Genomic DNA, 21,925 nt, shown 5'->3' with positions numbered 1-21,925 from the left:
CATGAGTTCCTTGCCCGGGGCCCTGTCGGGGTCGGGGAATACGTCAGCGCCGGGGTGCTGGTCCATGCCTTCAGTGTAGCGAGGAGTCACATTGCGGGGGATTGTCCCGCCGGTGGCGTGGCCCCCCCCCCCGGGGCGGGGGGGCCCCCGGGCGGGGGGGGGGCCCCCCCCGAAAGACCCCCCCCTATCCTCTTCACGCTCCACCACAAAGGAACACCACAGCACATGACCACCTCGGCCGGCCACCTCATCGTCCAGACCCTCGAGGCCCACGGCGTCTCCCGCGTCTACGCAGTCCCGGGGGAAAGCTACCTCGATGTCCTCGACGGCCTTCACGACTCCTCGATCCACACCGTGGTCACCCGCCACGAGGGCGGAGCCGGTTTCATGGCACTGGCCGAGGGAAGGCTGGGGTCTGTGCCGGGCATCGCCATGGTCACCCGCGGACCCGGCGCCGCCAACGCCATGATCGCCATCCACACGTCCTGGCAGGACGCCACGGCCATGGTGCTCTTCGTGGGGTTGGTCCCGCTGGCCGACCGCGGCCGCGACTCCTTCCAGGAGTTCAGCCTGGAGGGCTGGTTCTCCACCACCGCCAAGGGCGTTTTTGTACTCGATGACGAGCACCAGGCCGGGGACCTGGTGGCCCGCGCGCTGCGCCTGGCTTCCACCGGCCGCCCGGGACCCGTGGTGGTGGGTCTGCCCGAGGACGTGCTGGTCCGTATGACCGACTCCCCCGTTCCCGCCGTCCACCCGCTGCCGGAGGCCGCCCCGGGCGCCACCGGCCTGGGGACGCTGGCCACCATGCTCTCTGCCGCGCAGCGCCCTGCCATCATCGTTGGCGGGGACGGCTGGGACGCGGGCACCTCGGGTGCGTTGGCCGACTTCGCCGTAGCCGCCCACGTCCCGGTGCTTGCCGACTGGCGCGCCTACGACGTGATCGACCACGATTCCCCCGCCTACGCCGGCTGGCTGGGCTACGGCCGGGCCGAGCGCACCGTCGCCGCGCTGAACGATTCCGACCTGCTGGTCTTCATCGGCTGCACCCGCTCCGATGTGCTCTCCGAGGGCTACTCGGCGGCACTTGAAACACCGACGATCGTGGTCTCCAACGACGCGGAGCTCATCGGCCACGCCGGACGGATCGACGCCCACCTGGGAGTGTCCCCCGCCGAGTTTGTCGCCGCGCTGCCCGCGGGCGACTCCCTGTGCGGAACGCGCGGCGCCCAGTGGATGGAGGGACTTCGGACCGAACAGCTGGCCTTCACCCGTCCCGGACCCGACGGCGGCACCGGCGTTGACCTGGGCGTCGCGTTCGAGGCCCTGGAAGCGGCACTGGATGCCGACCGGATCATCACCTACGGCGCCGGCAACGCCACCCTGTGGGGCCACCGCTACCTCTCCCACCACGGACCGAGGTCCCTGGTGGGTCCGCGCAACGGCGCGATGGGGCTTTCGGTCCCGGCGGCCGTTGCGGCAAGCATCATGCACCCGGGGCGGCACGTCGTGGCCATCTGTGGGGACGGGGACTTCTTCATGAACGCCCAGGAACTGGCCGTTTCCTTCGCCCACGGCGGTACCCCGATCATTATCGTGGTGGACAACGGCATCTTCGGCACCATCGTGGCCCACCAGCAGAAGCACTACCCGCAGCGGCCCTCGGGCACCTCGATGGACAACCCGAACTTCGCCCAGTGGATTCAGTCCTTCGGCGGGCACGGCGAATTCGTGGAAAGCACCGCCGACTTCGCCCCGGCACTTGAACGGGCCCTGGCCAGCGGGCTGCCGGCGGTGCTGCACCTGAAGACCGACCCGTCCACCATGGGCCCGGGCACCGTGGCGCACCGCGCGGAGGCCAACGCATGAGGCTCGACCTGCTGGTACGCGCCGGCACCATCCTGACCATGGACGAGGCGCGCCCGACGGCACGCGCGATGGGGATCATCGGCGGGCGCATCGTGGGGTTCGACGAGGACCTCGCGGGCTGCACCGCCGATTCCACCGAGGACTTCGGCGACGCGGCCATCACCCCCGGCTTCATCGACGCCCACTGCCACACCACCTGGTGGGGGCTGGGGCTCGCGGCCCTTGACCTGTCGCCGGCACGCGGGCTGGAGGAACTCTATGCCCTGCTCGAATCCGAGATGCACCGGCTCGCCGCCACTCCGGGCGTGTGGCTCAACGGCACCGGATTCAACCACAAGAACCACGGCGGAGTGTTCCCCGACATCAAGCGCCTCGATGCGATCACCGGGGACCGGCCGCTGTACCTGCGCCACGTCTCCGGGCACGCCTCGATCACCAACACCGCCACACTGAAACTGGCCGGGGCGCTGGAGCCGGGCTTCGCCAACCCCGTGGGCGGCGCCGTGGTGCGCGATGCGCAGGGTGACCCCACCGGACTGGTCGAGGAATCGGCCCAGGGGATCATCCAGAAGATGCTGCTGCCCTACTCGGTGGAGCAGATCGTCGGGGCCCTAGATGCCGCGACCGCCCGCTACGCAGCCGAGGGCATCACCTCCTTCACCGAGGCAGGCATCGGCGGGGGCTGGATCGGCCACTCCCCCATCGAAGTCACCGCCTACCAGCAGGCGCTGGCCGCCGGGAAGCTCCATGCCCGCGCCCAGCTCATGCCGGCGCTCGACGCTCTGCGCGGGCAGGAATCACACGCCGCCGACGCCCACGGCACCGGGGTCGGGATGGGACTGGACCTGGGCATCACGGCGGGGTTCGGCAACGAGCACCTTTCGCTGGGCCCGGTCAAGGTGTTCATGGACGGATCTCTCCTGGGCGCCACTGCCGCGGTGACGGAGGACTATTGCGGGCACCAGCACAACACCGGCTACCTGCTCGATGACCCCCAGGCATACCGGGAACGTGTGGCGGCTGCCTATCGCTCAGGCTGGCCCGTGGCGCTGCATGCCATCGGCGACGCGGCCATCGACCTGGCCATCGAGATCATCTCCGGGCTGCAGGAAAAGCACGGCCCCAACGCGCTGCCCAACCGCATCGAGCACTTCGGCATCGCCCGCCCGGACCAGGTGGAGGCGGTGGCCAGGCACGGCATCGCGGTGACCCCGCAGGCCTCCTTCATCGGCCCGCTCGGCGACCAGTTCGCCAAGCTCGTCGGTCCCGAGCGACAGGGCTGGCTCTACCGGGGCCAGTCGCTGCTGGATGCCGGGGTCCTGGTGGCAGGCAGCTCGGACTTGCCGGTGGCCGACAACAACGTGCGCCGCGCCATGGCCTCCGCCGTGGACCGCTTGACCGAAAATGGCCTGGTGCTCGGCGGTGCGGCGGAATGCCTGAGCCCGCTTGAGGCGCTGCGTCTCTACACCGTCAACGCAGCCAAGGCCACCGGTCTGTTCGCCGACCGCGGGTCCCTGGCCCGGGGCAAGCTCGCCGATTTCGTGGTGCTCTCCGAGTCCCCGTTGCTGGCCCGGAACATTTCTGACCTCCAGGTCATGGGCACCTTCGTCGGCGGCAGGCGAAGCCACGCGCGTGCCGACACCGACGCGCTGGCCACCGCCTGAACCACCATCCCCCCCCTCCCCGAACAACCACATTGCAGGAGACACCATGACGTCGAACAACAGCGCATTCCTGGCCGATTTCACCTCGATGAGCACCCATGGCGCGACCGCCGGTGGCGGCATTGACCGCCAAGCGGCCACCGTTGCCGACGGGCAGAACCGCAACTGGTTCCGCGGCTTGGTGGAGGGGCACGGCTTCACCGTGCGCTACGACGCGGTCGGCAACCAGTACTCGATGCTTGAGCTGGCTCCCGGCGCCCCATGGATTGCCGTGGGCTCGCACCTTGATTCCCAGCCGCTGGGCGGCCGCTTCGACGGCGCCTACGGTGTGCTGGCCGGGGCGCATGCAGCCAAGCGCGTCCAGGAGTCCCTGGCCGGTGCCGGGGGCGAGGCGAAGTTCAACATCGTGGTGGTCAATTGGTTCAACGAAGAGGGTTGCCGGTTCAAGCCCTCGATGATGGGCAGCTCCGTCTACACCGGCAAGCTGCCGGTCGCGCAGGTGCTGGAAACCACCGACCCCGACGGAGTCACGGTTCGCGAGGCGTTGGAGGCCATCGGGACCATCGGGGACTTCGAGTTGCCAGTGGCCGCCTATGTGGAGATCCACATCGAGCAGGGACGCTCATTGGAAGACAGGGACCTGACCATCGGGCTGGTCGAATCGACCTGGGGCGCGAACAAGTACGAGTTCGTGGTGCACGGCGACCAGGCGCACACCGGCGCCACTGTTATCGCCGACCGCCAGGACGCACTGCTGGGTGCCTCCGCGCTGGTGGTTGCCGCACGCGAAATCGCGCTGGAACACTCCACCGAGGAGCACATGGTCATCACCTCTTGCGGCGAGTTCAACGTCTTCCCGAACTCCCCGGTGGTGGTTGCCAGTCGCGTGAACCTGCTGGTGGATGTGCGCTCCACCGACCCCGACGTGCTGGCCACCGCGGATGCGGACCTGCACGCCCGCGTGGCACGGATTGAGAAGATGGCCAACGTGCGGATCGAGCGCGGCGCCGAGCATGTGTGGGAGGCCAAGGCCTACGACCGGGCCGGGTTGGAGCTTGCGGCCGAGGCGGCAGATTCGCTGGGCCTGCGCCACGGTGTGGTGCGCACCCTTGCCGGCCACGATTCGACGAACATGAAGGACATTGTCCCAACCATCATGCTTTTCATTCCCAGCGTCGAGGGCATCAGCCACAACGAACGCGAGCTGACGAACGATGCGGACATGCTCGCCGGGGTGGACCTGCTGGCCGAGGTGCTCCTGCGCGTGGTGCGCGGTGATTTTGTTTCCCCTGCCGGAAACATGCAGGATGCTGAAGCGAATTCGTCCCTCGTATCCTAGGCATCTTGTTGCGGCCGTTGAGCACGTTGATTCACTCACCGGACGAACAAGCGCTCACTCGCGCCTGGGTGGCCGGTCCGCCGGATTGATCGGGCGTACGTTGTATTGGCGGGTGCCGGGCAGTGGTGGTGCGGTTGAGGTGTAGGGGTGTCTGCTGGAGGTGGTGATGCGGATGGTGTGCCTGTCGCCGGGGACGGTGTGTTCTTCCCAGTCGGGTGCTTCCTTGGCGGCGTTGCACAGGCGACAGCGACCGCCCGAATTTTCCGCGGTGCTTGGTCCGCCGCGGGACACCTGCACCACGTGGTCCAGGTGCTCGATTTTCCCGTTGCAGTACGGGGTGCGGCAGTACCGGTCCCGCAGGGTGATGAAGCGCTTGAGTCCGCCGGTGAACAGCCGTGCCTTGGAGTCCATGGCCACCAGGTCCCCGGTGCCCGGGGCGGTGTAGAGGCGGCGGATCCAGGAGTCCAGGGGGTTTTCCGGGTTCCCGGCGAACAGTTCGCGGGCCCTGGCGGCACTGATGTATCCGTAGCCGGGGATCACGGCCGGTTCGGGGTGACCCTGGTACAGGGTCCTGTCGGTCATCACCAGGCTAACCTCCACGGGGATGTTGGTGTGGTCGCCGATCCCGGTGAGGGATTCGAAGAAGAAGTCGGCGGCAACCTGCCCCTGGGTCCGCGGGTCCCCGGCAGCCTGGGCACGGCCGATTTCACGCGCCATAACCTGGCACAGGGCCGCCCCGTACTCCAAGGGGAACATCCCGGTGATCCTCACCCGGCACGGGTCGACCTGGAACACCTCCACGTGCCGTTCCCTCATCGCACGCTCCTCCAGGTCCACCTCGGCTTCCGGCTCAAGGATGAGCGCCCATTGGCGGATCATCTCCCGCAACTTGGCGCCTCCCTGCCCGAAGCAGGTGTGGGTCTCGCAAAAAAGCATCCGGTCGATGTCCCGGCGATTCACCGGCTTCAGGCGCCGCACTTCCCGCACGATGAGCTTGGCTTCCTCCGAGTTGATGGTCCCCTCCCGCAGCCCCTGACGGGTGCAGGGCAGGTCCTCGTTGAGGATGCGGGCACGGTTCAGGAACCTCGCCCCCGAACGCTGGGACGCGTGCAGGGCCAGGCCCACCTCCGCCCCCACGCCCCACTGCGGGTTCTTGACCCGCACCCCTCGCCCGATCCGGTCGGCGGCGACAACGTCCCCCAGGGTGCACGCCAACTCGGATTGCTTGGCGCCGACCGCGGACTTCAGGTGCTCGTAGGCACCCAGGGTTTCCACCAATTCGAAGTCATCGTCCTGGGCCGTGGCCAGGTTCACCGCCCGCGCCATGGCCCGCACCCCATCGGGCCCGGTACGCACGAGGTACTCGGCCATCAGGACATCCATGTCCAACCCGCGACCCAAAAGCGCCCCGTAGGACAGTCCCTCGTCGACAACATCCAGGATGCTGCCGGAACCGCTGCTCGATGACGTCGCTGCCATACCCCTATCATAGAAGACACCACCGACAGCTTGAAGCCATCGCTTCAAGTACTAGAAAAAAGATTCGATCCACCGCAATGGACACAACATAGTGGCAGCCACAACAAGTCCTCCCAATCCACGGCCGGACAGCAAAGAAGACCGGGAACCGTTCGTTTTACACACACACTGGTGCACGCCAGCTGGACGGGGTCGCGCAGCTAGGAGCGCAGCAGCTGAGCCAGCGACATCGGCGGCTGCCCGGTGATCCGCTCAATGTCACCACTGACGTGTTCCAATGCACCGGTGGCGATTGCCTGGTAGGTGGAGACCCACGCGTCGAGTTGCCACTGGGGAGCCCCATAGGAGGCCCGCGAGGCATAGGCCTCCTGGACCGACTCGTCCACGTAGGTGACAGGGCGCGGGCCGAACTTTCCCAGCACGCTGGCGACCTCTTGCAGGGACAACGCCTCGGGGCCGGTTAGCTCGTAGGTCGCCCCCAGATGCCTGCCGGGTTCGCGCAGGATCGCCGCTGCCGTGCGCGCCACGTCGGCCCGGGCAACCACGGCGGCCTTGCCGTCGCCGCCCGGCCCGCGGATAACCCCGTCCTCCCCCACCAGTCCCGGCAGGAAATCGGCATAGAAGTTGTCGCGCAGGAACGTGTGCTGGAGTCCCGAGGCCCGAATGTATTCCTCGGTGGCGTAGTGGTCGCGGGCCAGGGTGAACACCGCGTCCTGGGCGGCGCCGACAAACGAAACGTAGATGAGGTGGTGCACCCCGGCCGCAACCGCCGCATCGACGAAGTCGCAATGTTGCTCCAACCGGTCACGGCTTTCGGACGCGGAGACCATGAACACCGTCTCGGCCCCCGCCAGTGCCGTGCGCGTGCCTGAAGTGTTTTCGTAGGCGGCCTGCAGCACCGTGGCACCGTCAAGCGGCGGCGCCTTGCGCGGCGTCCTGGCCAGCAGGCGCTGCTTGACCCCGGCTGCACTGAGCAGTGCGGCGACCCTGCCGCCGAGCTCCCCGGTGGACCCGGTCACGGCCAGCGGCGGTGGAATGAGGTTCATGGTTACATTCCACCACCGAACCCGTCTCCACGCATAGGATGCCCATCCACCCGGGGCCGTGGCATCCGCGGACCACCGGTCTCCGTGGCGGGTTTTGGTGTGCCGCCGGGCATGGATTTCCGGGCGTGCCGGGGAGATGCTGGAAGCATGAAAACGTTGAACCACAGCGCCGTGTACGTGGAAGCAACACGGTCAGACATCCACGATCTCGTCCGCACCCTCGTCGACGCCATCGGGGCACCCCAGGTGCAGGTGATCTCCGGAACCACCGACCGCACGGCCCCGCACCGCTGGGCACATCCAGAGGGCACCGAGCTGGATGCTGTGACGGAACAACGACTGCGCCTGGGCTACCGCGTGTGGCTGACCTTGCAGAGCATGGAAGACCCGCAGGCCGCTGTCGCCTGGCTGCAAACCGCCAACCCCTTGCTGGACGACGACCGGCCGCTGGACTTCATTGCGAAGATGCACGCACAGCAAGTCGTGAATGCCGCCGAATCCCTGGTGACCCACTCCGCGAAGCGATAAGACCCCGGCGAGGTTGCCGCACGTACCGGCGTCAGACCCAAAGATGCGGTGCAGGCCTGCGCGCACCGGGCAATGCGGTGTCCACGCGCCAGCGCGCGACCCACTCAGGCAGCACCAAATCGTCGGGCATCCTGAGGCCGGCCTTAGTCAGGATCTCCTCGTTGGCAACCGGGCCGTTCTTCGAAAGCAGTCGCGTGGCCATGACCGCGTGCACGTAGATCTCACCGTTGGCAACCATCCGCTGCTCGAAGTAGATGCATTTTTCGTCCATGCCCAGGATCCGGGTCTCCTGCGTGAACTTCTGGTTGAACACCACCGACTTGCGGAAGGTGATGGTCTCGGACTGGACCACCGGTGTCCATTTGTTCTTCTTCATCTGGTCCCAGACCCCGGCACGCACCATCAGGTCGAATCGACCGAGATCGAAGAGGGAAAAGTACATCCCGTTGTTGATATGCCCGGCAATGTCGATGTCAGTGAGCAGGGCGCGCATCGGCATGGAAGAGGTATCGAACATCGAAATCTTGGGGCGTTTGCGTGCCGTGGCCAGCAGGATCAGGAGACGAAAGAGTGCATGCATGAACCCCATACTACTCACCAGTAACTTCACTGTCATCCACCTCACACGGCTAGTGATTGACATTCATCAATGGCGGGCCGCAAAATTGGTCATGGGCACCACCGTGCTTTGACCCCGCATACCCATCTTCAGGATCCCCCACCATGGCCCCGCGCGCGCTACGACCCTTCGCCCATCGCGACTATCGCATCCTGCTCATCGCGATGGCCATCAGCGTGTTTGCCCATGGCATGTGGGCGGTGGCGATGGTCTACCAGGTCAAGCACCTGGGTGGCGGGCCGGCCCAGCTTTCAGTGGTGGCCACCGCAACGTCTCTGGGCCTGCTGGGCTTCGTGCTTGTTGGCGGCATTACCGCCGACCGGGTCAGCTGCCGAAAAATCATCATTCTCGTCGAGGCCGTCTCGCTACTCGTGATGGCCACCGTGGCGACGCTCGCCATCACTGGGGTCATGGAGCTCTGGCACCTTGCCGTGGCCGGTTTCATCCAAGGCGCCGGTGCGGCGTTCTTCTTCCCCGCATATTCCGCGCTATTGCCCCGCATCCTGCCGGCAGAGGACCTGCTGGCCGCCAACGGCATGGAGGGAATGTTCCGTCCGGTCCTGCAGCAGGCAGCGGGTCCCGCCATTGCCGGCGTGCTGGTTGCCTCATTCAATCCGTCAATGGCGGTTGTCGGGATCGCAGCCTGCCACGTTGTCGCGTTCTTGGTCCTGAACATGCTGGGGCACCACAAAGCCTACGACGCGCACCTTGAACCCAACCAGAAGCGCCCAAGCGCCCTGGCTGACCTGCGCGAGGCAGTGGGTTACACCGTGGGCACCCCCTGGTTGCTCTGGACGCTGCTCTTTGCCGTCATCTCGGTGCTGAGCTTCATCGGCCCCATCGAGGTACTGTTGCCCTTCGTCGTGGAGGACCAACTGGGCGGGGACGCCAAAACCTTCGGGTTCATGCTCGCCGCCTACGGCATCGGCAGTGCCATCGGCTCGATGGTGACCTCCTCCTTCCCGCTCCCCCGGCGCTACCTCACCTTCATGATCATGTTCTGGGGTTTCGGCACGCTGCCGCTGGCGCTGATCGGGCTGACCAGCACACCGCTGGCGCTGGCCATCATCATGGTCATCCCGGGCATCACCGGCGGACTCGGACAGGTCATCTGGGGCACGCTGTTGCAGCGCCGCGTGCCGCACCACATGCTCGGCCGGATCTCCTCCCTGGATTTCTTCGTCTCCCTGGCCCTCATGCCGGTGTCCATGGCGCTGGCAGGACCGCTTGCAGAGGTCATTCCCCTGTGGATGATCTTCGTGGTGGCGGGCGTGGCATCTCCGGTGATCGGAATCATTGCCTGGTTCGCCGGGCGAATGTACCGGGATGAGATCGAGCATCCCCTCGACCGTGAGGCAGCACCGCAACCGACGGATGCCTGACTTGCGTCGGCTTGCCGGGCCCACGGGCTCCGGCAAGCCGAAGGCGCAACGCGGCTTCCCGCCCCTCCGGGTCCTGCACCGGATCCTCCCGCCGTTTCGGCAGCCCGTCGCTACAGGTAGGGGCGGGTGATGAACTCGATGTAGTGGCCCGCCGGGTCCAGCAGATACACGCCGCGCCCGCCGTGTTCCGTGTTCGTCTGGCCCGGGAGGGTCCGCTGCGGGTCCGCCCAATGCTCGATCCCGCGTTCCTGGATCCGCCCGTAAGCGCGGTCGAAGTGGTCGTCGTCGACCAGGAACGCGTAATGCTGCGGCGGGAAGTCGATGGGCGGTTCGGCGAACTGCAGCATGACCCCGTCGTCCAGCTGGACGTTGGTGAACGGGCCCCAGCTATTGACGCCGCGGGCCTCTGCTATGTCGATGTAGAACTGCGCCGAGGCCTCGCGGTCCTTGGCGGCAATGATGGTGTGGTTGAAGGAAATGCCCATGGTGTTTTCCTACTTCTCGATTCGGGAATTCCGAAGGACTCAGGCAGCTCACGGCCCGGTGCCAGGCATAGGAAGAGTCGCGGGTGTGTACCGGATGCTGAGGGGCCCTGTGATGTGCAAGATTGTCGGATGCTCGACCCATCTGGGGCACATCACGAATTCTTCCATGCCCGGGATCGGGTGTTCAAGGGGAACTCCGGCGCACAAACCCCAAAGTGAACTCAAGCATTCGGTGCCACCACGTCCGTCTCGACCCTGGCGGAACCTAGACGTCACCGCGGCTTAACCATCCAGACACCAAACCTTTCTAAGGTCTCGTATACGACCTCGAGCCATCGCGTTCGATACTCCCCTCTGGTCGTTACCCGTTTGAAAGGCGCTCCATGAAAACCTCCTCTTCAGTCCCCCGTCGCGGCATCCTGCTCGGCGGCACGGCTGCAGCCGTCACCGGCATCCTTGCCGTTGGTGCCCGTCCGGCCGCAGCCGTTGCTCCCAAGAAGCAGGGGTCCCCGGTGAGCGCGAAACTGAAGTTCGGCCAGGACGGCAAGTTCAAGATCGTCCAGTTCAACGACACCCAGGACGGTCCGCGGACCGATCGTCGCACCCTTGAACTCATGGACGCCGTGCTGGACTCCGAGAAGCCGGGCTTCGTGGTGATCAACGGGGATGTCATCAACGGCTCCCCCGCCAACGCGACGGAGGTCAAGCAGGCCATCAACAACGTCGTGATGCCCATGGAATCACGGAAGATCCCGTGGGCGCTGACCTTCGGCAACCACGACGAGGATTCCCTGTCGAAGGGCACGAAGATGACCGAGGCCAAGATCCTCGACTTCATCCGCGGCTACGACCACAACGTCAACACCAAGGACGACGAGACCTTTGGCTCCTCGAACTCCCAGCTGCTGATCAATTCCTCACAGGGCAACAAGCCGGCCTTCGGCGTGTGGCTGCTGGACTCGGGACGCTACGCTCCGGAGACGATCGGCGGCCAGGACTTTGAGGGTCTGAAGTCCTACGGTTGGATCCGCCCGGAACAGATCGACTGGTACCGCGAGACCTCCCGTGCCACCGAAGTGCGGCACGGCAAGGTCCAGTCGTTGATGTTCTTCCACATCCCGCTCTGGGAGCACCACCACATGTGGTTCGGATCCCAGTTCACCTCCAACGACGCGGACCACGCCAAGGCCGTGAAGAAGCACGGAATCGTGGGCGTGAAGAACGAGGACGTCTACGTCGGGGCGTTCAACTCGGGCCTGTTCGCCGCCATGCAGGAACGCGGCGACGTGCGCGGTGCTTATTGCGGGCACGACCACATCAACACCTTCATGGGTGATTACTACGGCATCGAGCTGGGCTACGGTCCGGGAACGGGCTTCGGCACCTATGGCCTGGGCGGTGCCCAGGAGCACAGCCTGCGCGGTGCGCGTGTCTTTGAACTCGACGAAAAGCACGAGGGCGTCTACACCGGCACCCGGGCCCTCTTCGCCAAGGACTATGGCATCGACATGGATCCCAAGGGCCAGCCGATCGCCGAGCCGCTGCCACTCCCCAAGCGCTAAAAGCGGAAGGCCGCGCCGCGATCCTACTTCGGGCCGCGGCGCGGCCTGGCCGGTCGGGCCCCGGCGGCCTCCTCGATGGCGTCGGCGGCACGGATGAGCCCCAGGTGCGAGAGCGCCTGGGGAAAGTTCCCCGCCATGTGGCCGGTGTCCGGATCGAATTCCTCGGCCACCAGGCCCACGTCGTTGACGATCCCGGCGAGCTTCTCCAGAAGCCGCCGGGCGTCGTCGAGGCGCCCGGAATGGGCATACTGCTCGATGAGCCAGCAGGTACAGACCATGAAGGTGTACTCCCCGGGCGGCAGCCCGTCGGTTCCGACCTCGGTCCGGTAGCGCCGGACGAAGCCGTGCCGGCCCAGCAGTTCGCTCTCGATCCGGGCCACGGTGCCGAGCATCCGGGGGTCGCCGTAGTCGACGAACCCGACCTGCGCGAGGACCAGCAAGGAGGCATCGACCTCGGTGGTGTCGTAGGTCTGCGTGAACGAATTCAGTTCCTCGTTGTATCCCTTCTCCAATATCTCGGCACGCAGCGCATCGCGTGCGGTCTCCCACTTCTTCGGGTCACCGGTTTGGCCGTGGTGCCTCACTGCCCGGACCCCGGCTTCCAGTGCCGCCCACATCATGACCCTCGAGTGCGTGAAGTACTGGGGGTCCCCGCGCATTTCCCACGCCCCGTGGTCCTTGCGCTCGAGGTTCGAGATCACGTCCGCGATCATCGCCTTTTGCAGCGGCCAGGAGAAGTGGTCCTCGCGTCCGCCCATGGTGCGCAATTCGTCCAGGGCCACCATGACCTCGCCGATAACGTCCCCCTGGTATTGGTACACCGCTGCATTGCCGATCCGCACCGGCTTCGCCCCGCCGTAGCCGGGCAGGTGCTGCAGGATCCGTTCGGGCAGTTCGCGCTCGCCGCCGACGCCGTACATCACCTGCACCGTGTGGAGGTCACCGGCGATGGCCCGCAGCAGCCAGGCGCGCCATTGCAGGGCCTCCTGCTCGTACCCGTGTGTCATCATCACCTGAAGGGTCAGTGCGGCATCGCGCAGCCAACAGAAGCGGTAGTCCCAGTTCCGCTCGCCGCCGAAGAACTCGGGCAGCGAGGTCGTCGGGGCCGCGACGATGCCGCCGGTCTCGCGGTGGGTCAGCGCCTTGAGCACCAGCAGCGAGCGGCGCACCAGCGCCTCGTGGTCTCCGTGCGGCGGGATGTCCGCCGCCCAGTCTCGCCAGTGGCGCGCCGTCTGTGTCATGGCCATGCCAATGTCGTTCGGCGCGGGAATCTCCACGTGGCCCGCGTAACAGGCGAATTCGAAATCGTAGGATTCTCCCGCGCGGACCACGAATTCGTCGCGGTGGGTATGGTGCTTGGGCTTGGGGAGCCGGGTGCCGTGAAGCACCGCGGCGTGCGGGCCTGCGACGGCGACCAGCGACTCGGTGCCGCGCTCCGGATCGAAGTTGCGCCGGATCCAAGGCAGGACCTGGCCGTAGTCGTACCTGATGATCAGCTCGTGCTCAAACTTCATGGACCCCGAAAGCCCCTCCACGCGGCGCATGATGCTTGAACCGCCGTCGCCCATGGGCATGAAATCAGTGACCAGAACCTGCCCGGACTTGCTGCCCCACAGGGTCCGCAAGACAAAGGAGGAGTCAAGGTAGTTCCGGCTGAGAACCTCGCCCTCGGTCGGGGCCAGCAGCCAGCGGCCGTTCTCCTTGGTGCCCAGCAAGGCGGCGAAGACGGATCCCGAGTCGAATCGGGGAAAACACAACCAGTCCACCGAACCGCGGAGTGAGACCAACGCCGCGGTGCGCTGGTCCGAGAGCAGGGCGTAGTCTTCGATCAATGTGGCCATGGCCCCACCCAATCGTATTTGTCTGCTCCAGACAAGGGATTTTGGCTGCCACGCCGCATCGGGAGCCCGCGCCGGAAGCGCCATGCGATAGGTTCATGGGTGGGATGATGACCGGCTATGTGCCCCGAGGACGAACCATGAAATTCCTGGCCTTGCGCCAACGCTTCCTGCCCGGCGACTTTCCGCCCGAGGAATTCGAACGCCCCCTGCCTTCCCGTGAACTGCTGCGGCGCGATGGCTGGGTCACGCTTCTCGTCATGGCGGCGGCGCTGCTCGGCATGGAAATGATGCTCAGTTTTGCCCCGGCCGAGGATGCCCCGGACCGGATTCCGAGTTATCTGGCCATGTGCGCGCTGACGGCCCCCTTGGCGCTTCGCCGGCGTTTCCCGATTGGTTCCATGCTGGTGCTTTCGGCAATGTTCCTGGGGTTCGGGATCTGGATGCCGGCCGTCATGATGCAGCTCGCACCGCAGATCGCCTACTTCGTCGGGCTCTATTCGGCCGTCACCTGGGCGCGTGACAGGCGCGCCCTGCGCCTGGCGCTCACCGGGGTCATCCTTGCCATGTTTGTCTGGCTGGTCGTGGGGATCACCAACGCCAAGCTGGTGTTCGGCGAGGAGCTGGACCTGCCGATGGCCATCGAAACCTCGGGCTTCATCGACCCGGTGATTGCCTATGCCGGGTATTCGTTCCTGGTCAACCTGTTCTACTTCGGCGGGGCCACGTTCCTGGGACTCATGTCCTGGCGCAGTGCCTGGCAGCACGAGATCGTCGTGGACCAGGCCGCCAAGCTCGAGGAGCAGGCCGTGGAGCTGGCGCGCCGCGCTGTCATCGACGAGCGCCTGCGCATAGCCCGCGAACTGCACGACGTGGTTGCCCACCACATCTCGGCGGTCGGCGTGCAGGCGGCGGCCGCCCGCATGGTCCAGCCCCGGGATCCGGGGCGTGCCGCTGAGCTGATGCATGGCATCGAGGATTCGGCCCGACAGGCGGTGGGCGAAACCCGCTCGCTGCTGCGGGTCCTGCGGCACGGGGAAACGGATCCCGAGGATTCCGCCCAGCGCACCCCTGAGCCCTCGCTCGCGGAGCTTCCCGTCCTGGCCGAGCAGTCGGCCCGCGCCGGGGTGAAGGTCGAGCTGATCAAGGTCGAGCACCGCGAGGGGTTTTTCGAGCAGGCCGGCGCCGGGCTCGGACTGGCGCTCTACCGGATCGCCGCCGAATCGCTGGCCAATGTGCGCGAGCATTCCACGGCCCGCACCGCTGTCCTGTCCCTGCGCAGCGGCCGCGACGACACCGGCGAATGGGCGGAGGTCGAGGTCACCGACGACGGCAGCCCGCGGCCCGGGACCGCCGGCAGCGGCTTTGGCCTGCGCGGCATCAGGGAACGCGCCGAATTGCACCATGGGCAGGTGGACATCGGCCCGCGTTCCCCCGCCGGGTGGCGCACCCGCGCGCGGCTCCGATCCCTGAACACCAACACCGTGGCCGAGGCCGCCGAAGGAGCAACCCCATGAGCAGGATCCGCATCCTGGTGTGCGACGACCAGCCGTTGATCCGGTCCTCGCTGGAATTGATCCTCGGCACCGACACGGACCTTGAGGTGGTCGGCTCCGCGGCCGATGGGCGGGCAGCGGTGGCTGCGGCGCTGGAGCTGCAGCCGGACGTGGTGCTCATGGACATCCAGATGCCGGTGCTCGACGGGGTCGGCGCCACAGCGCAGATCACTGCAGGCACGGACGCCAAGGTCGTCGTCCTGACCACCTTCGACCGCGACGACTACCTTTTTGCCGCGATCGACGCCGGGGCCAGCGGATTCCTGCTGAAAAACACCGAACCCGAAGTGATCATCAAGGCCGTCCATGCCGCGGCGGGCGGTCAGGCGCTGCTCTCTCCCGAGGTCACGTTGCGCATCATCCAGCGCGGCACCGCGGTCGCGCCGACAGAGGCCCCGTCCACGGCAAAAGTTCCGGATCCGCACGACCAACGGGTCCTCGATGAGCTGACAGCGCGGGAACGCGAGGTGCTGGTCAAGTTAGCCGGCGGTCTGTCCAATGCGGAAATCGCGAGCAACCTGTTCGTCTCGGAGGCCACGGTCAAGACGCACCTCTCCAACATCCTGGCCAAGGTGGGTCTGCGGGACCGTGTCCAGGCCGTGGTCTTTGCCTACCGCGTCGGGCTCATCCCTGCGACGGAGGCCTGAGCGCCATAGGCACAGGCCGGCCAACAATTTCATTCCTTTGAACGATCCTTGGGCCCCATGCCACGGCATAGATTGGAAGACAGGATCAGGCCCGCCGCACGGCGGGTGCCCCATCAACCAAAGGACTGCCCAAGCGTGTTAGAGGCAAGGAATCTCACCCGGCGATTCGGAGACCGGACGGTGCTAGAGGATGTCTCGTTCTCCGTCCCGGCCAACGGCATGACGGGATTCGTCGGGGCCAACGGTGCCGGGAAGACCACCACCATGCGCATCATCATGGGTGTGCTGAAGTCCCACTCGGGGTCGGTGTACTTCAACGGCACGCAGATCGCCGATGCCGACCGGGCGCGCTTCGGCTACATGCCCGAGGAACGCGGCCTCTACCCCAAGCAGCAGGTGCTGGACCAGCTCCAATACCTCGGACAGCTGCACGGCATGAGCCGCGGGGATGCCCGCACCGAGGCCCTGGACCTGCTGGACCGCTTCGGCATTGCCGACCGGACCAAGGACAAGCTCGAATCCCTCTCGCTGGGCAACCAGCAACGCGTCCAGGTCGCCGCATCGCTGATGCACCACCCCACCGCGCTGGTCCTGGACGAACCGTTCTCCGGGCTGGACCCGCTGGCGGTGGATTCCATGACCTCGCTGCTGGCCGAGCGCGCAGCCACCGGGGTACCGATCCTCTTCTCCAGCCACCAGTTGGATTTGATCGATCAGCTCTGCGACAACCTGGTGGTGCTGGCAGGAGGCAGGATCGTGGCCTCCGGAACGGCTGCGGAGCTGCGGGCGCGCGCCAGCGCCAAACACGTCGTGGTGACCCCGCCCGATGCCGGGTGGCTGCGTGAACTGCCCGGCGTGAGCGTCCTGGATGTCGCTGGCCCGCGGGCGCTGGTCGAGTTCGCCGACGACGCCACGGCCCAGCGCGTCCTGCGCGCCGCCGTGGAACGCGGGACGGTCACCGAATTCGCACCGCAACGTCCCTCGTTGGCAGAAATCTACCGGGAGGTCATCCGATGAGCAGCACAGACCTACGAACCAAGCCCTCCGAGGCGTCCTCCGCCGCCCCCGTTGCTGCACAGCGGGGCGCACCGTGGCTAATCGTGACCCTGCGCGAGGTCACGGTGAAGGTCCGCGACAAGTCGTTCATCATCACCACGTTGATTACCGTCGCCCTCATTGTGGGCTCCGTGGTGTTCGCCGGCATCATGGGAGACAAGAGCACCACATCGACGATTGCCTTCGCCGAAAACGGCAGGACCGCGGCTCTTGTGGCCTCGGCCAACGAGCTGGCCATCTCCAAGGACCAGAAGATCGAGCTGACCGCCCAGCCGGTGGCTTCCGGGGACGCGGCACTCGAGACGTTGCGCGCCAAGAACGCGGATCTGGTGCTCGCGCCCACCCTGGACGGCTACAGCCTCACCGGGCTCATCGACGTGCCGGGCAACATCCAGTCCCTGCTCGCCGACGCTGCCGAAGCCCAGGCACTGGACTTCAATGCGGGCCAGCTGGGAGTCACCCTCGATGAGTTGACCGCTGGGTCCGCCGTGACCCAAGTACTGCTGGAGGGCGATCAGGAACGCAATTCGATGGCCATGGTCATGGGCTTCATCTTCTCGTTCCTCTTCTACATGTCGGCAATGATCTTCGGATTGCCGATCGCCAACTCCGTGGTCGAGGAAAAGCAGAACCGCGTCGTTGAAATCCTCGCCACGGCAATCCCCATCCGCCAACTGCTCGCCGGCAAGATCCTTGGCAACCTGATCCTGGCCATGGGTCAGCTGTGCCTGTTCGTGGGCATTGGCCTGCTGGCACTGACCGTGATGCCCACGGAAATCCCTTTCATCTCGGTCGTCATTGCCACGTCGGGATGGTTCCTGGCATTCTTCCTGGCCGGCTTCCTGATCCTCGCCGCCGTCTGGGCGGCTCTGGGCGCGATGGCCTCGCGGACCGAGGACCTGCAACAGTCCACCGGCCCGGTCATCATGGTGCTGGTGGCAGTGCTCTTCACCGGCATGTACGCCAAGGGCTCACTGCTGGTCTTCGCCTCGTACATTCCCGTGGTTTCGTCGGTGGCCATGCCCATTCGGTTGCTCAGCAGCGACGTGCCTGTGTGGGAGCCGGTTGCCGCGCTGGCTATTGCCATTGCGGCGGCCTGGGCCATGGTGCTGCTCGGTGAACGCATCTACCGACGGGCGATCATGCAAACCGGATCGGCACTCTCCTGGCGCAAGGCGCTCAAGCTCGAGGACTAACCGCATCCTGCATCAGGGTTCTGATGGTTGACTCATACACTAGGCGGAATCACGCAAAAGGCCCGCAGCATTTCCCATTGAGGGGAACCTTGCGGGCCTTCGCTGTGAGTACGGGTTACTAGATAACCGAGTCGCTCAGATTGTTCGGGGTACCGAAGCGGTGCGCGGTGATGGAAACTGCCTGCTCGTGCAGGAAGGTCAGCATTTCCACGCGTCCCGCGGAGACCACGTTGTTGCCGTAGATGGCGACATCGGGTTTGCCGCCGGTTGCCTCTGCAACGTCCATGACAGAGCCACCGATCAGGCGGATGCGTGCCGCGGAGTCCGGGCCGGACTTGGCTGCCAGGCGTGCGGCGCGGGCACCGAAGGCCTGTGCGTCCTCGACCACCACGGTGGCGGAGGACTCAGCGAACACGGTGCGGATCGCGGCCGGAATCTCAACTGCGGAGGAAACGGTGACGCGTGATCCGGCGGCGATGCCTGCGGCAACAACGCGGAGCAGTTCGGCGATGCCATGGCCCGAGGTCTCGTTCTCGAAGCGGACGGTCACCGGCAGGGCGCGGTAGCGGAACACGTTGCGCTCGGCGTGCAGACCGGAGACGTCCTTGGCGGTGTTGAACTCAGTCGTCCATGCGGTCGCATCGGAGGCAAGTGCACCCTCGAGCCAAGAAAGGTCGGCCTCGGCGATGTCGGTTCCGCGTGCCGCGGTCAGCAGTGCCGTGGAGGTCACCGAAAGCTGGCCGGTCTGTGCAACCGGGGCGTCTTCCCAGGAGCCCATGCCCACCAGATAGTTCGGTCCGCCGGCCTTGGTGCCGGCACCGATGGCCGACTTCTTCCAGCCGCCGAAGGGCTGGCGCTGCACGATGGCACCGGTGATGCCGCGGTTGATGTAGAGGTTGCCGGCCTGGATGTTCTCCAGCCAGTAGGCCATCTCGCCCGAATCCAGTGAGTGCAGGCCCGAGGTCAGGCCGTAGTCGATGTCGTTGACGATGGAGACTGCCTCTTCGAGGGTCTCGGCCGTCATCACGCCGAGGATCGGGCCAAAGTACTCGGTCAGGTGGTACTCGGAACCGCGCTTGACCCCGGAGCGCACGCCCGGGCTCCACAGCTTGCCCGACTCGTCGAGCTTCTTGGGCTCGAGCACCCACTTCTCGCCCTCGCCCAGGGTGGTCAGGCCGCGCAGCAGCTTGCCCTGTGCGGGTTCGATGACCGGGCCCATCTGGGTCTGCGGGTCCTGCGGGTAGCCGACCTTCAGCGAACGGATGTCATCGATCAGCTGGTTGTGGAAGCGCTTGGAGTCCGCTGCCGAACCCACCAGGATCACCAGCGAGGCGGCCGAGCACTTCTGGCCGGCGTGGCCGAAGGCCGAGGCGGCGACATCCTTGGCCGCCAGGTCCAGATCGGCATTCGGGGTGACGATGACGGCGTTCTTGCCGCTGGTTTCGGCCAGCAGCGGCAGGTCCTTGCGGAAGGAACGGAAGAGCTGGGCGGTCTCGTAGCCGCCGGTGAGGATCAGGCGGTCAACGGCCGGGTGCGAGATGAGCTCGGTGCCCAGGTCGCGCTCGGAAAGCTGGACCATCTGCAGGACATCGCGCGGCACGCCGGCTTCCCACAGGGCCTCGACCATGACGGCACCGGAGCGCGCTGCCTGGCCGGCGGGCTTGATGATGACCGCGGAGCCGGCGGCAAGCGCCGAGAGGGTGGAGCCTGCCGGGATGGCGACGGGGAAGTTCCACGGCGGGGTGACAACCGTCAGCTTCGAGGGCACGAAGGTGGCACCGTCGATCGTGTACAGTTCCAGGCCGCGCTGGGCGTAGTAGTGGGCGAAGTCGATGGCCTCTGAGACCTCGGGATCGCCCTGGTCCAGGGTCTTGCCGCATTCGGAGCCCATGACCTCGAGCAGGTCGGCGCGGTGTGCTTCCAGTGCCGCACCGGCGCGGTGCAGGATGGCGGCGCGTGCGGCGGCACCCATGGCCTGCCAGGATTCGGAAGCCGAAACAGCAGTCTCCACGACCGTGTTCAGCTCGTCCTCGGTGTGGACCATGGCCTTGGCCACCGCATCAACGCCGAGGGTCGAGCCGACCATCTTGTTGACGATCTCCCGGCCCCAGGCACGGTTGCCCGGCAGGTCGGGGTCGGTGTCGGGGGTGTTCTCGAAATCGAGCGTTCCGTCGGCCAGCCCGGCAAGCTTGGCCTCGATGGCGGCGGCGTCGACCACGTTGCGGTCCTGGATGCGGTGCGGGGCCGGGATGCTGTCATCCAGGTCGGCCAGGGAGGCCAGGAAGCGGTTCTTCTCGCGCTCGAAAAGTGCCTCGTTCTTGTCCAGCTCGAAGACCGCGGACATGAAGTTTTCCTGGCTGGCGCCCTCTTCGAGGCGGCGGATCAGGTAGGCGATGGCAACATCGAATTCGCCCGGGTGAACGACCGGCGTGTAGAGCAGCAGGCGTCCGACGTCCTTGCGCACTGCCTCGGCCTGGCCGGTGGCCATGCCCAGCAGCATCTCGAATTCGATGCCTGCGGTGACGCCGCGGCCCTGGGCCAGCAGCCAGGCCAAGGCGACGTCGAAGAGGTTGTGGCCGGCGATGCCGATGCGCACGTTCTCCACGTGCCCCGGGCGCAGGGCGTAGTCGAGCACCGACTTGTAGGAGGTGTCCGAGTCCTGCTTGGTGTTCCAGGTGGCAACCGGCCATCCGTGCAGGTTGGCTTCTACCTGCTCCATCGGCAGGTTGGCGCCCTTCACGACGCGGACCTTGATCGGGGCTCCGCCGGCGCCCACGCGCTTCGCGGACCATTCCTGCAGATGGATCATGGCCGAGAGGGCGTCGGGCAGGTAGGCCTGCAGCACGATGCCGGCTTCGAGGTCGCGGAATTCGGCGCGGTCAAGGATCTTGGTGAAGACCGCAATGGTCAGGTCCAGGTCCTTGTACTCCTCCATGTCCAGGTTGATGAACTTCTTCTTGGGCGCGGATGTGGCGGCCAGGCGGTAGAGCGGGATGAGCTTCTCGATGATGTGCTCGACGGCCTCATCGAAGGCCCAGTGGTTGTGCGGGGCCACGGTGGAGGAAACCTTGATGGACACGTAGTCGACATCGTCGCGGGCCAGCAGCTTGTGGGTGCCTTCGAGGCGGCGGGCGGCTTCGCCCTCGCCCAGGATGGCCTCGCCCAGGAGGTTGACGTTGAGGTCGATGCCTTCCTTCTTGATCTTGGAGATCGAGGCGCCGAGCTTGGCGTCGGTCGCGTCGATGATCAGGTGGCCGACCATCTCGCGCAGCACCTTGCGGGCGATCGGGACGACGATGCCCGGCATGATCGGGGCCATGGTGCCGCCGAGGGCGACCGCGGACTTCATATACCAGGGCAGGAAGGAGGGAACCTTCGGGGCCAGGGACTTGAGGTTGCGGGCAGCCACCTTCAGGTCCTCGGGGCGGATCACGCCGTCAACGAAGCCGACAGTGAAGTCCAGTCCGTTGGGATCCTTCAATACGCCGGCAAGCTGTGCCGCTGAGGCATCCACCGGGACTTTCGAGCCCTCCGTGAGCCAGTGGCGCACCAGCTTGATGGTCTCGTCGGCAAGGTCCTGTGGGCGGACCAGGGGGGTGCCATCGGCGGCGAGGGCCGGTGGGACTACACGCACGTGCGAAGTCGATTGGGACACGGCTGCT

16 protein-coding genes are annotated in these 21,925 nt (G+C 66.2%); 10 read left to right on the top strand and 6 right to left on the bottom strand.

Annotation, left to right across the window (positions count from 1 at the left end; genetic code table 11):
- Positions 1 to 225: 225 nt before the first annotated feature.
- From ACIPUB_RS16935 to ACIPUB_RS16925, 3 genes are read left to right on the top strand one after another with little or no spacing between them, the layout of a single operon-like run.
- Positions 226 to 1,866, top strand: coding sequence for a thiamine pyrophosphate-dependent enzyme (locus ACIPUB_RS16935; RefSeq protein WP_407608439.1), 1,641 nt, complete (start codon positions 226 to 228; stop codon positions 1,864 to 1,866).
- Positions 1,863 to 3,530: an amidohydrolase gene (locus ACIPUB_RS16930; protein WP_407608438.1), complete on the top strand. Its 1,668-nt coding sequence runs from the start codon at positions 1,863 to 1,865 to the stop codon at positions 3,528 to 3,530. Before ACIPUB_RS16935 ends, ACIPUB_RS16930 begins: the two co-directional genes overlap by 4 nt.
- A 46-nt stretch (positions 3,531 to 3,576) precedes the next feature.
- Positions 3,577 to 4,869, top strand: coding sequence for a M20 family metallo-hydrolase (locus ACIPUB_RS16925; RefSeq protein ID WP_407608437.1), 1,293 nt, complete (start codon positions 3,577 to 3,579; stop codon positions 4,867 to 4,869).
- Positions 4,870 to 4,923: 54 nt separating this feature from the next.
- Here the strand turns inward: ACIPUB_RS16925 and ACIPUB_RS16920 are convergent, their stop codons facing one another.
- Together ACIPUB_RS16920 and ACIPUB_RS16915 are read right to left on the bottom strand one after the other, a co-directional pair.
- Positions 4,924 to 6,348 (bottom strand): DUF222 domain-containing protein, encoded by a 1,425-nt coding sequence (locus tag ACIPUB_RS16920; protein ID WP_407608436.1) that lies wholly within the window; start codon positions 6,346 to 6,348, stop codon positions 4,924 to 4,926.
- A 200-nt stretch (positions 6,349 to 6,548) separates the two neighbouring features.
- Positions 6,549 to 7,394, bottom strand: a complete 846-nt coding sequence (locus ACIPUB_RS16915) for an SDR family oxidoreductase (protein WP_407608435.1) — start codon at positions 7,392 to 7,394, stop codon at positions 6,549 to 6,551.
- Positions 7,395 to 7,541: 147 nt separating this feature from the next.
- Between ACIPUB_RS16915 and ACIPUB_RS16910 the strand changes: the two genes are divergently transcribed.
- A complete protein-coding gene (locus tag ACIPUB_RS16910; RefSeq protein WP_407608434.1) occupies positions 7,542 to 7,922 on the top strand; it encodes an antitoxin Xre/MbcA/ParS toxin-binding domain-containing protein in 381 nt (126 codons plus the stop codon).
- Between the two features lie 31 nt (positions 7,923 to 7,953).
- On the opposite strand, the gene ACIPUB_RS16905 is transcribed toward ACIPUB_RS16910, so the two are convergent.
- Positions 7,954 to 8,502, bottom strand: coding sequence for an acyl-CoA thioesterase (locus ACIPUB_RS16905; RefSeq protein WP_407608433.1), 549 nt, complete (start codon positions 8,500 to 8,502; stop codon positions 7,954 to 7,956).
- 143 nt (positions 8,503 to 8,645) lie between these two features.
- On the opposite strand from ACIPUB_RS16905, the gene ACIPUB_RS16900 reads away from it, so the two are divergent.
- A complete protein-coding gene (locus ACIPUB_RS16900; protein WP_407608432.1) occupies positions 8,646 to 9,923 on the top strand; it encodes an MFS transporter in 1,278 nt (425 codons plus the stop codon).
- A 110-nt stretch (positions 9,924 to 10,033) separates the two neighbouring features.
- Here ACIPUB_RS16900 and ACIPUB_RS16895 read toward each other — a convergent pair whose 3' ends face one another.
- Complete coding sequence (locus ACIPUB_RS16895) at positions 10,034 to 10,408, bottom strand: VOC family protein (RefSeq protein ID WP_407608431.1); 375 nt, start codon at positions 10,406 to 10,408, stop codon at positions 10,034 to 10,036.
- 383 nt (positions 10,409 to 10,791) lie between these two features.
- Here ACIPUB_RS16895 and ACIPUB_RS16890 point away from each other — a divergent pair, with 383 nt between their 5' ends.
- Positions 10,792 to 11,970 carry a metallophosphoesterase family protein gene (locus ACIPUB_RS16890; protein WP_407608430.1) on the top strand — a complete coding sequence of 393 codons (1,179 nt, stop codon included), beginning with the start codon at positions 10,792 to 10,794 and terminating at the stop codon, positions 11,968 to 11,970.
- Positions 11,971 to 11,993: 23 nt separating this feature from the next.
- Here the strand turns inward: ACIPUB_RS16890 and ACIPUB_RS16885 are convergent, their stop codons facing one another.
- Positions 11,994 to 13,823 (bottom strand): glycoside hydrolase family 15 protein, encoded by a 1,830-nt coding sequence (locus ACIPUB_RS16885; protein WP_407608441.1) that lies wholly within the window; start codon positions 13,821 to 13,823, stop codon positions 11,994 to 11,996.
- Positions 13,824 to 13,948: 125 nt separating this feature from the next.
- On the opposite strand from ACIPUB_RS16885, the gene ACIPUB_RS16880 reads away from it, so the two are divergent.
- The 4 genes from ACIPUB_RS16880 to ACIPUB_RS16865 all read left to right on the top strand — a co-directional run bounded on the left by ACIPUB_RS16880 (position 13,949) and on the right by ACIPUB_RS16865 (position 18,263).
- Positions 13,949 to 15,325 carry a histidine kinase gene (locus ACIPUB_RS16880; RefSeq protein ID WP_407608429.1) on the top strand — a complete coding sequence of 459 codons (1,377 nt, stop codon included), beginning with the start codon at positions 13,949 to 13,951 and terminating at the stop codon, positions 15,323 to 15,325.
- Positions 15,322 to 16,011: a response regulator gene (locus ACIPUB_RS16875; protein WP_407608428.1), complete on the top strand. Its 690-nt coding sequence runs from the start codon at positions 15,322 to 15,324 to the stop codon at positions 16,009 to 16,011. The genes ACIPUB_RS16880 and ACIPUB_RS16875 overlap by 4 nt, the downstream gene beginning before the upstream one ends.
- 135 nt (positions 16,012 to 16,146) lie before the next feature.
- Positions 16,147 to 17,028, top strand: a complete 882-nt coding sequence (locus ACIPUB_RS16870; protein WP_407608427.1) for an ABC transporter ATP-binding protein — start codon at positions 16,147 to 16,149, stop codon at positions 17,026 to 17,028.
- Complete coding sequence (locus ACIPUB_RS16865) at positions 17,025 to 18,263, top strand: ABC transporter permease (RefSeq protein ID WP_407608426.1); 1,239 nt, start codon at positions 17,025 to 17,027, stop codon at positions 18,261 to 18,263. The genes ACIPUB_RS16870 and ACIPUB_RS16865 overlap by 4 nt, the downstream gene beginning before the upstream one ends.
- A 118-nt stretch (positions 18,264 to 18,381) precedes the next feature.
- On the opposite strand, the gene ACIPUB_RS16860 is transcribed toward ACIPUB_RS16865, so the two are convergent.
- Complete coding sequence (locus tag ACIPUB_RS16860; RefSeq protein ID WP_407608425.1) at positions 18,382 to 21,897, bottom strand: bifunctional proline dehydrogenase/L-glutamate gamma-semialdehyde dehydrogenase; 3,516 nt, start codon at positions 21,895 to 21,897, stop codon at positions 18,382 to 18,384.
- Between the last annotated feature and the right edge of the window lie 28 nt (positions 21,898 to 21,925).

The organism is Paeniglutamicibacter sp. ORCA_105 (assembly GCF_045798545.1).
Lineage (GTDB): Bacteria > Actinomycetota > Actinomycetes > Actinomycetales > Micrococcaceae > Paeniglutamicibacter > Paeniglutamicibacter sulfureus.
The sequence above is the reverse complement of the archived record's forward strand: the minus strand, read 5'-3'. Positions and strand labels throughout refer to the sequence as shown.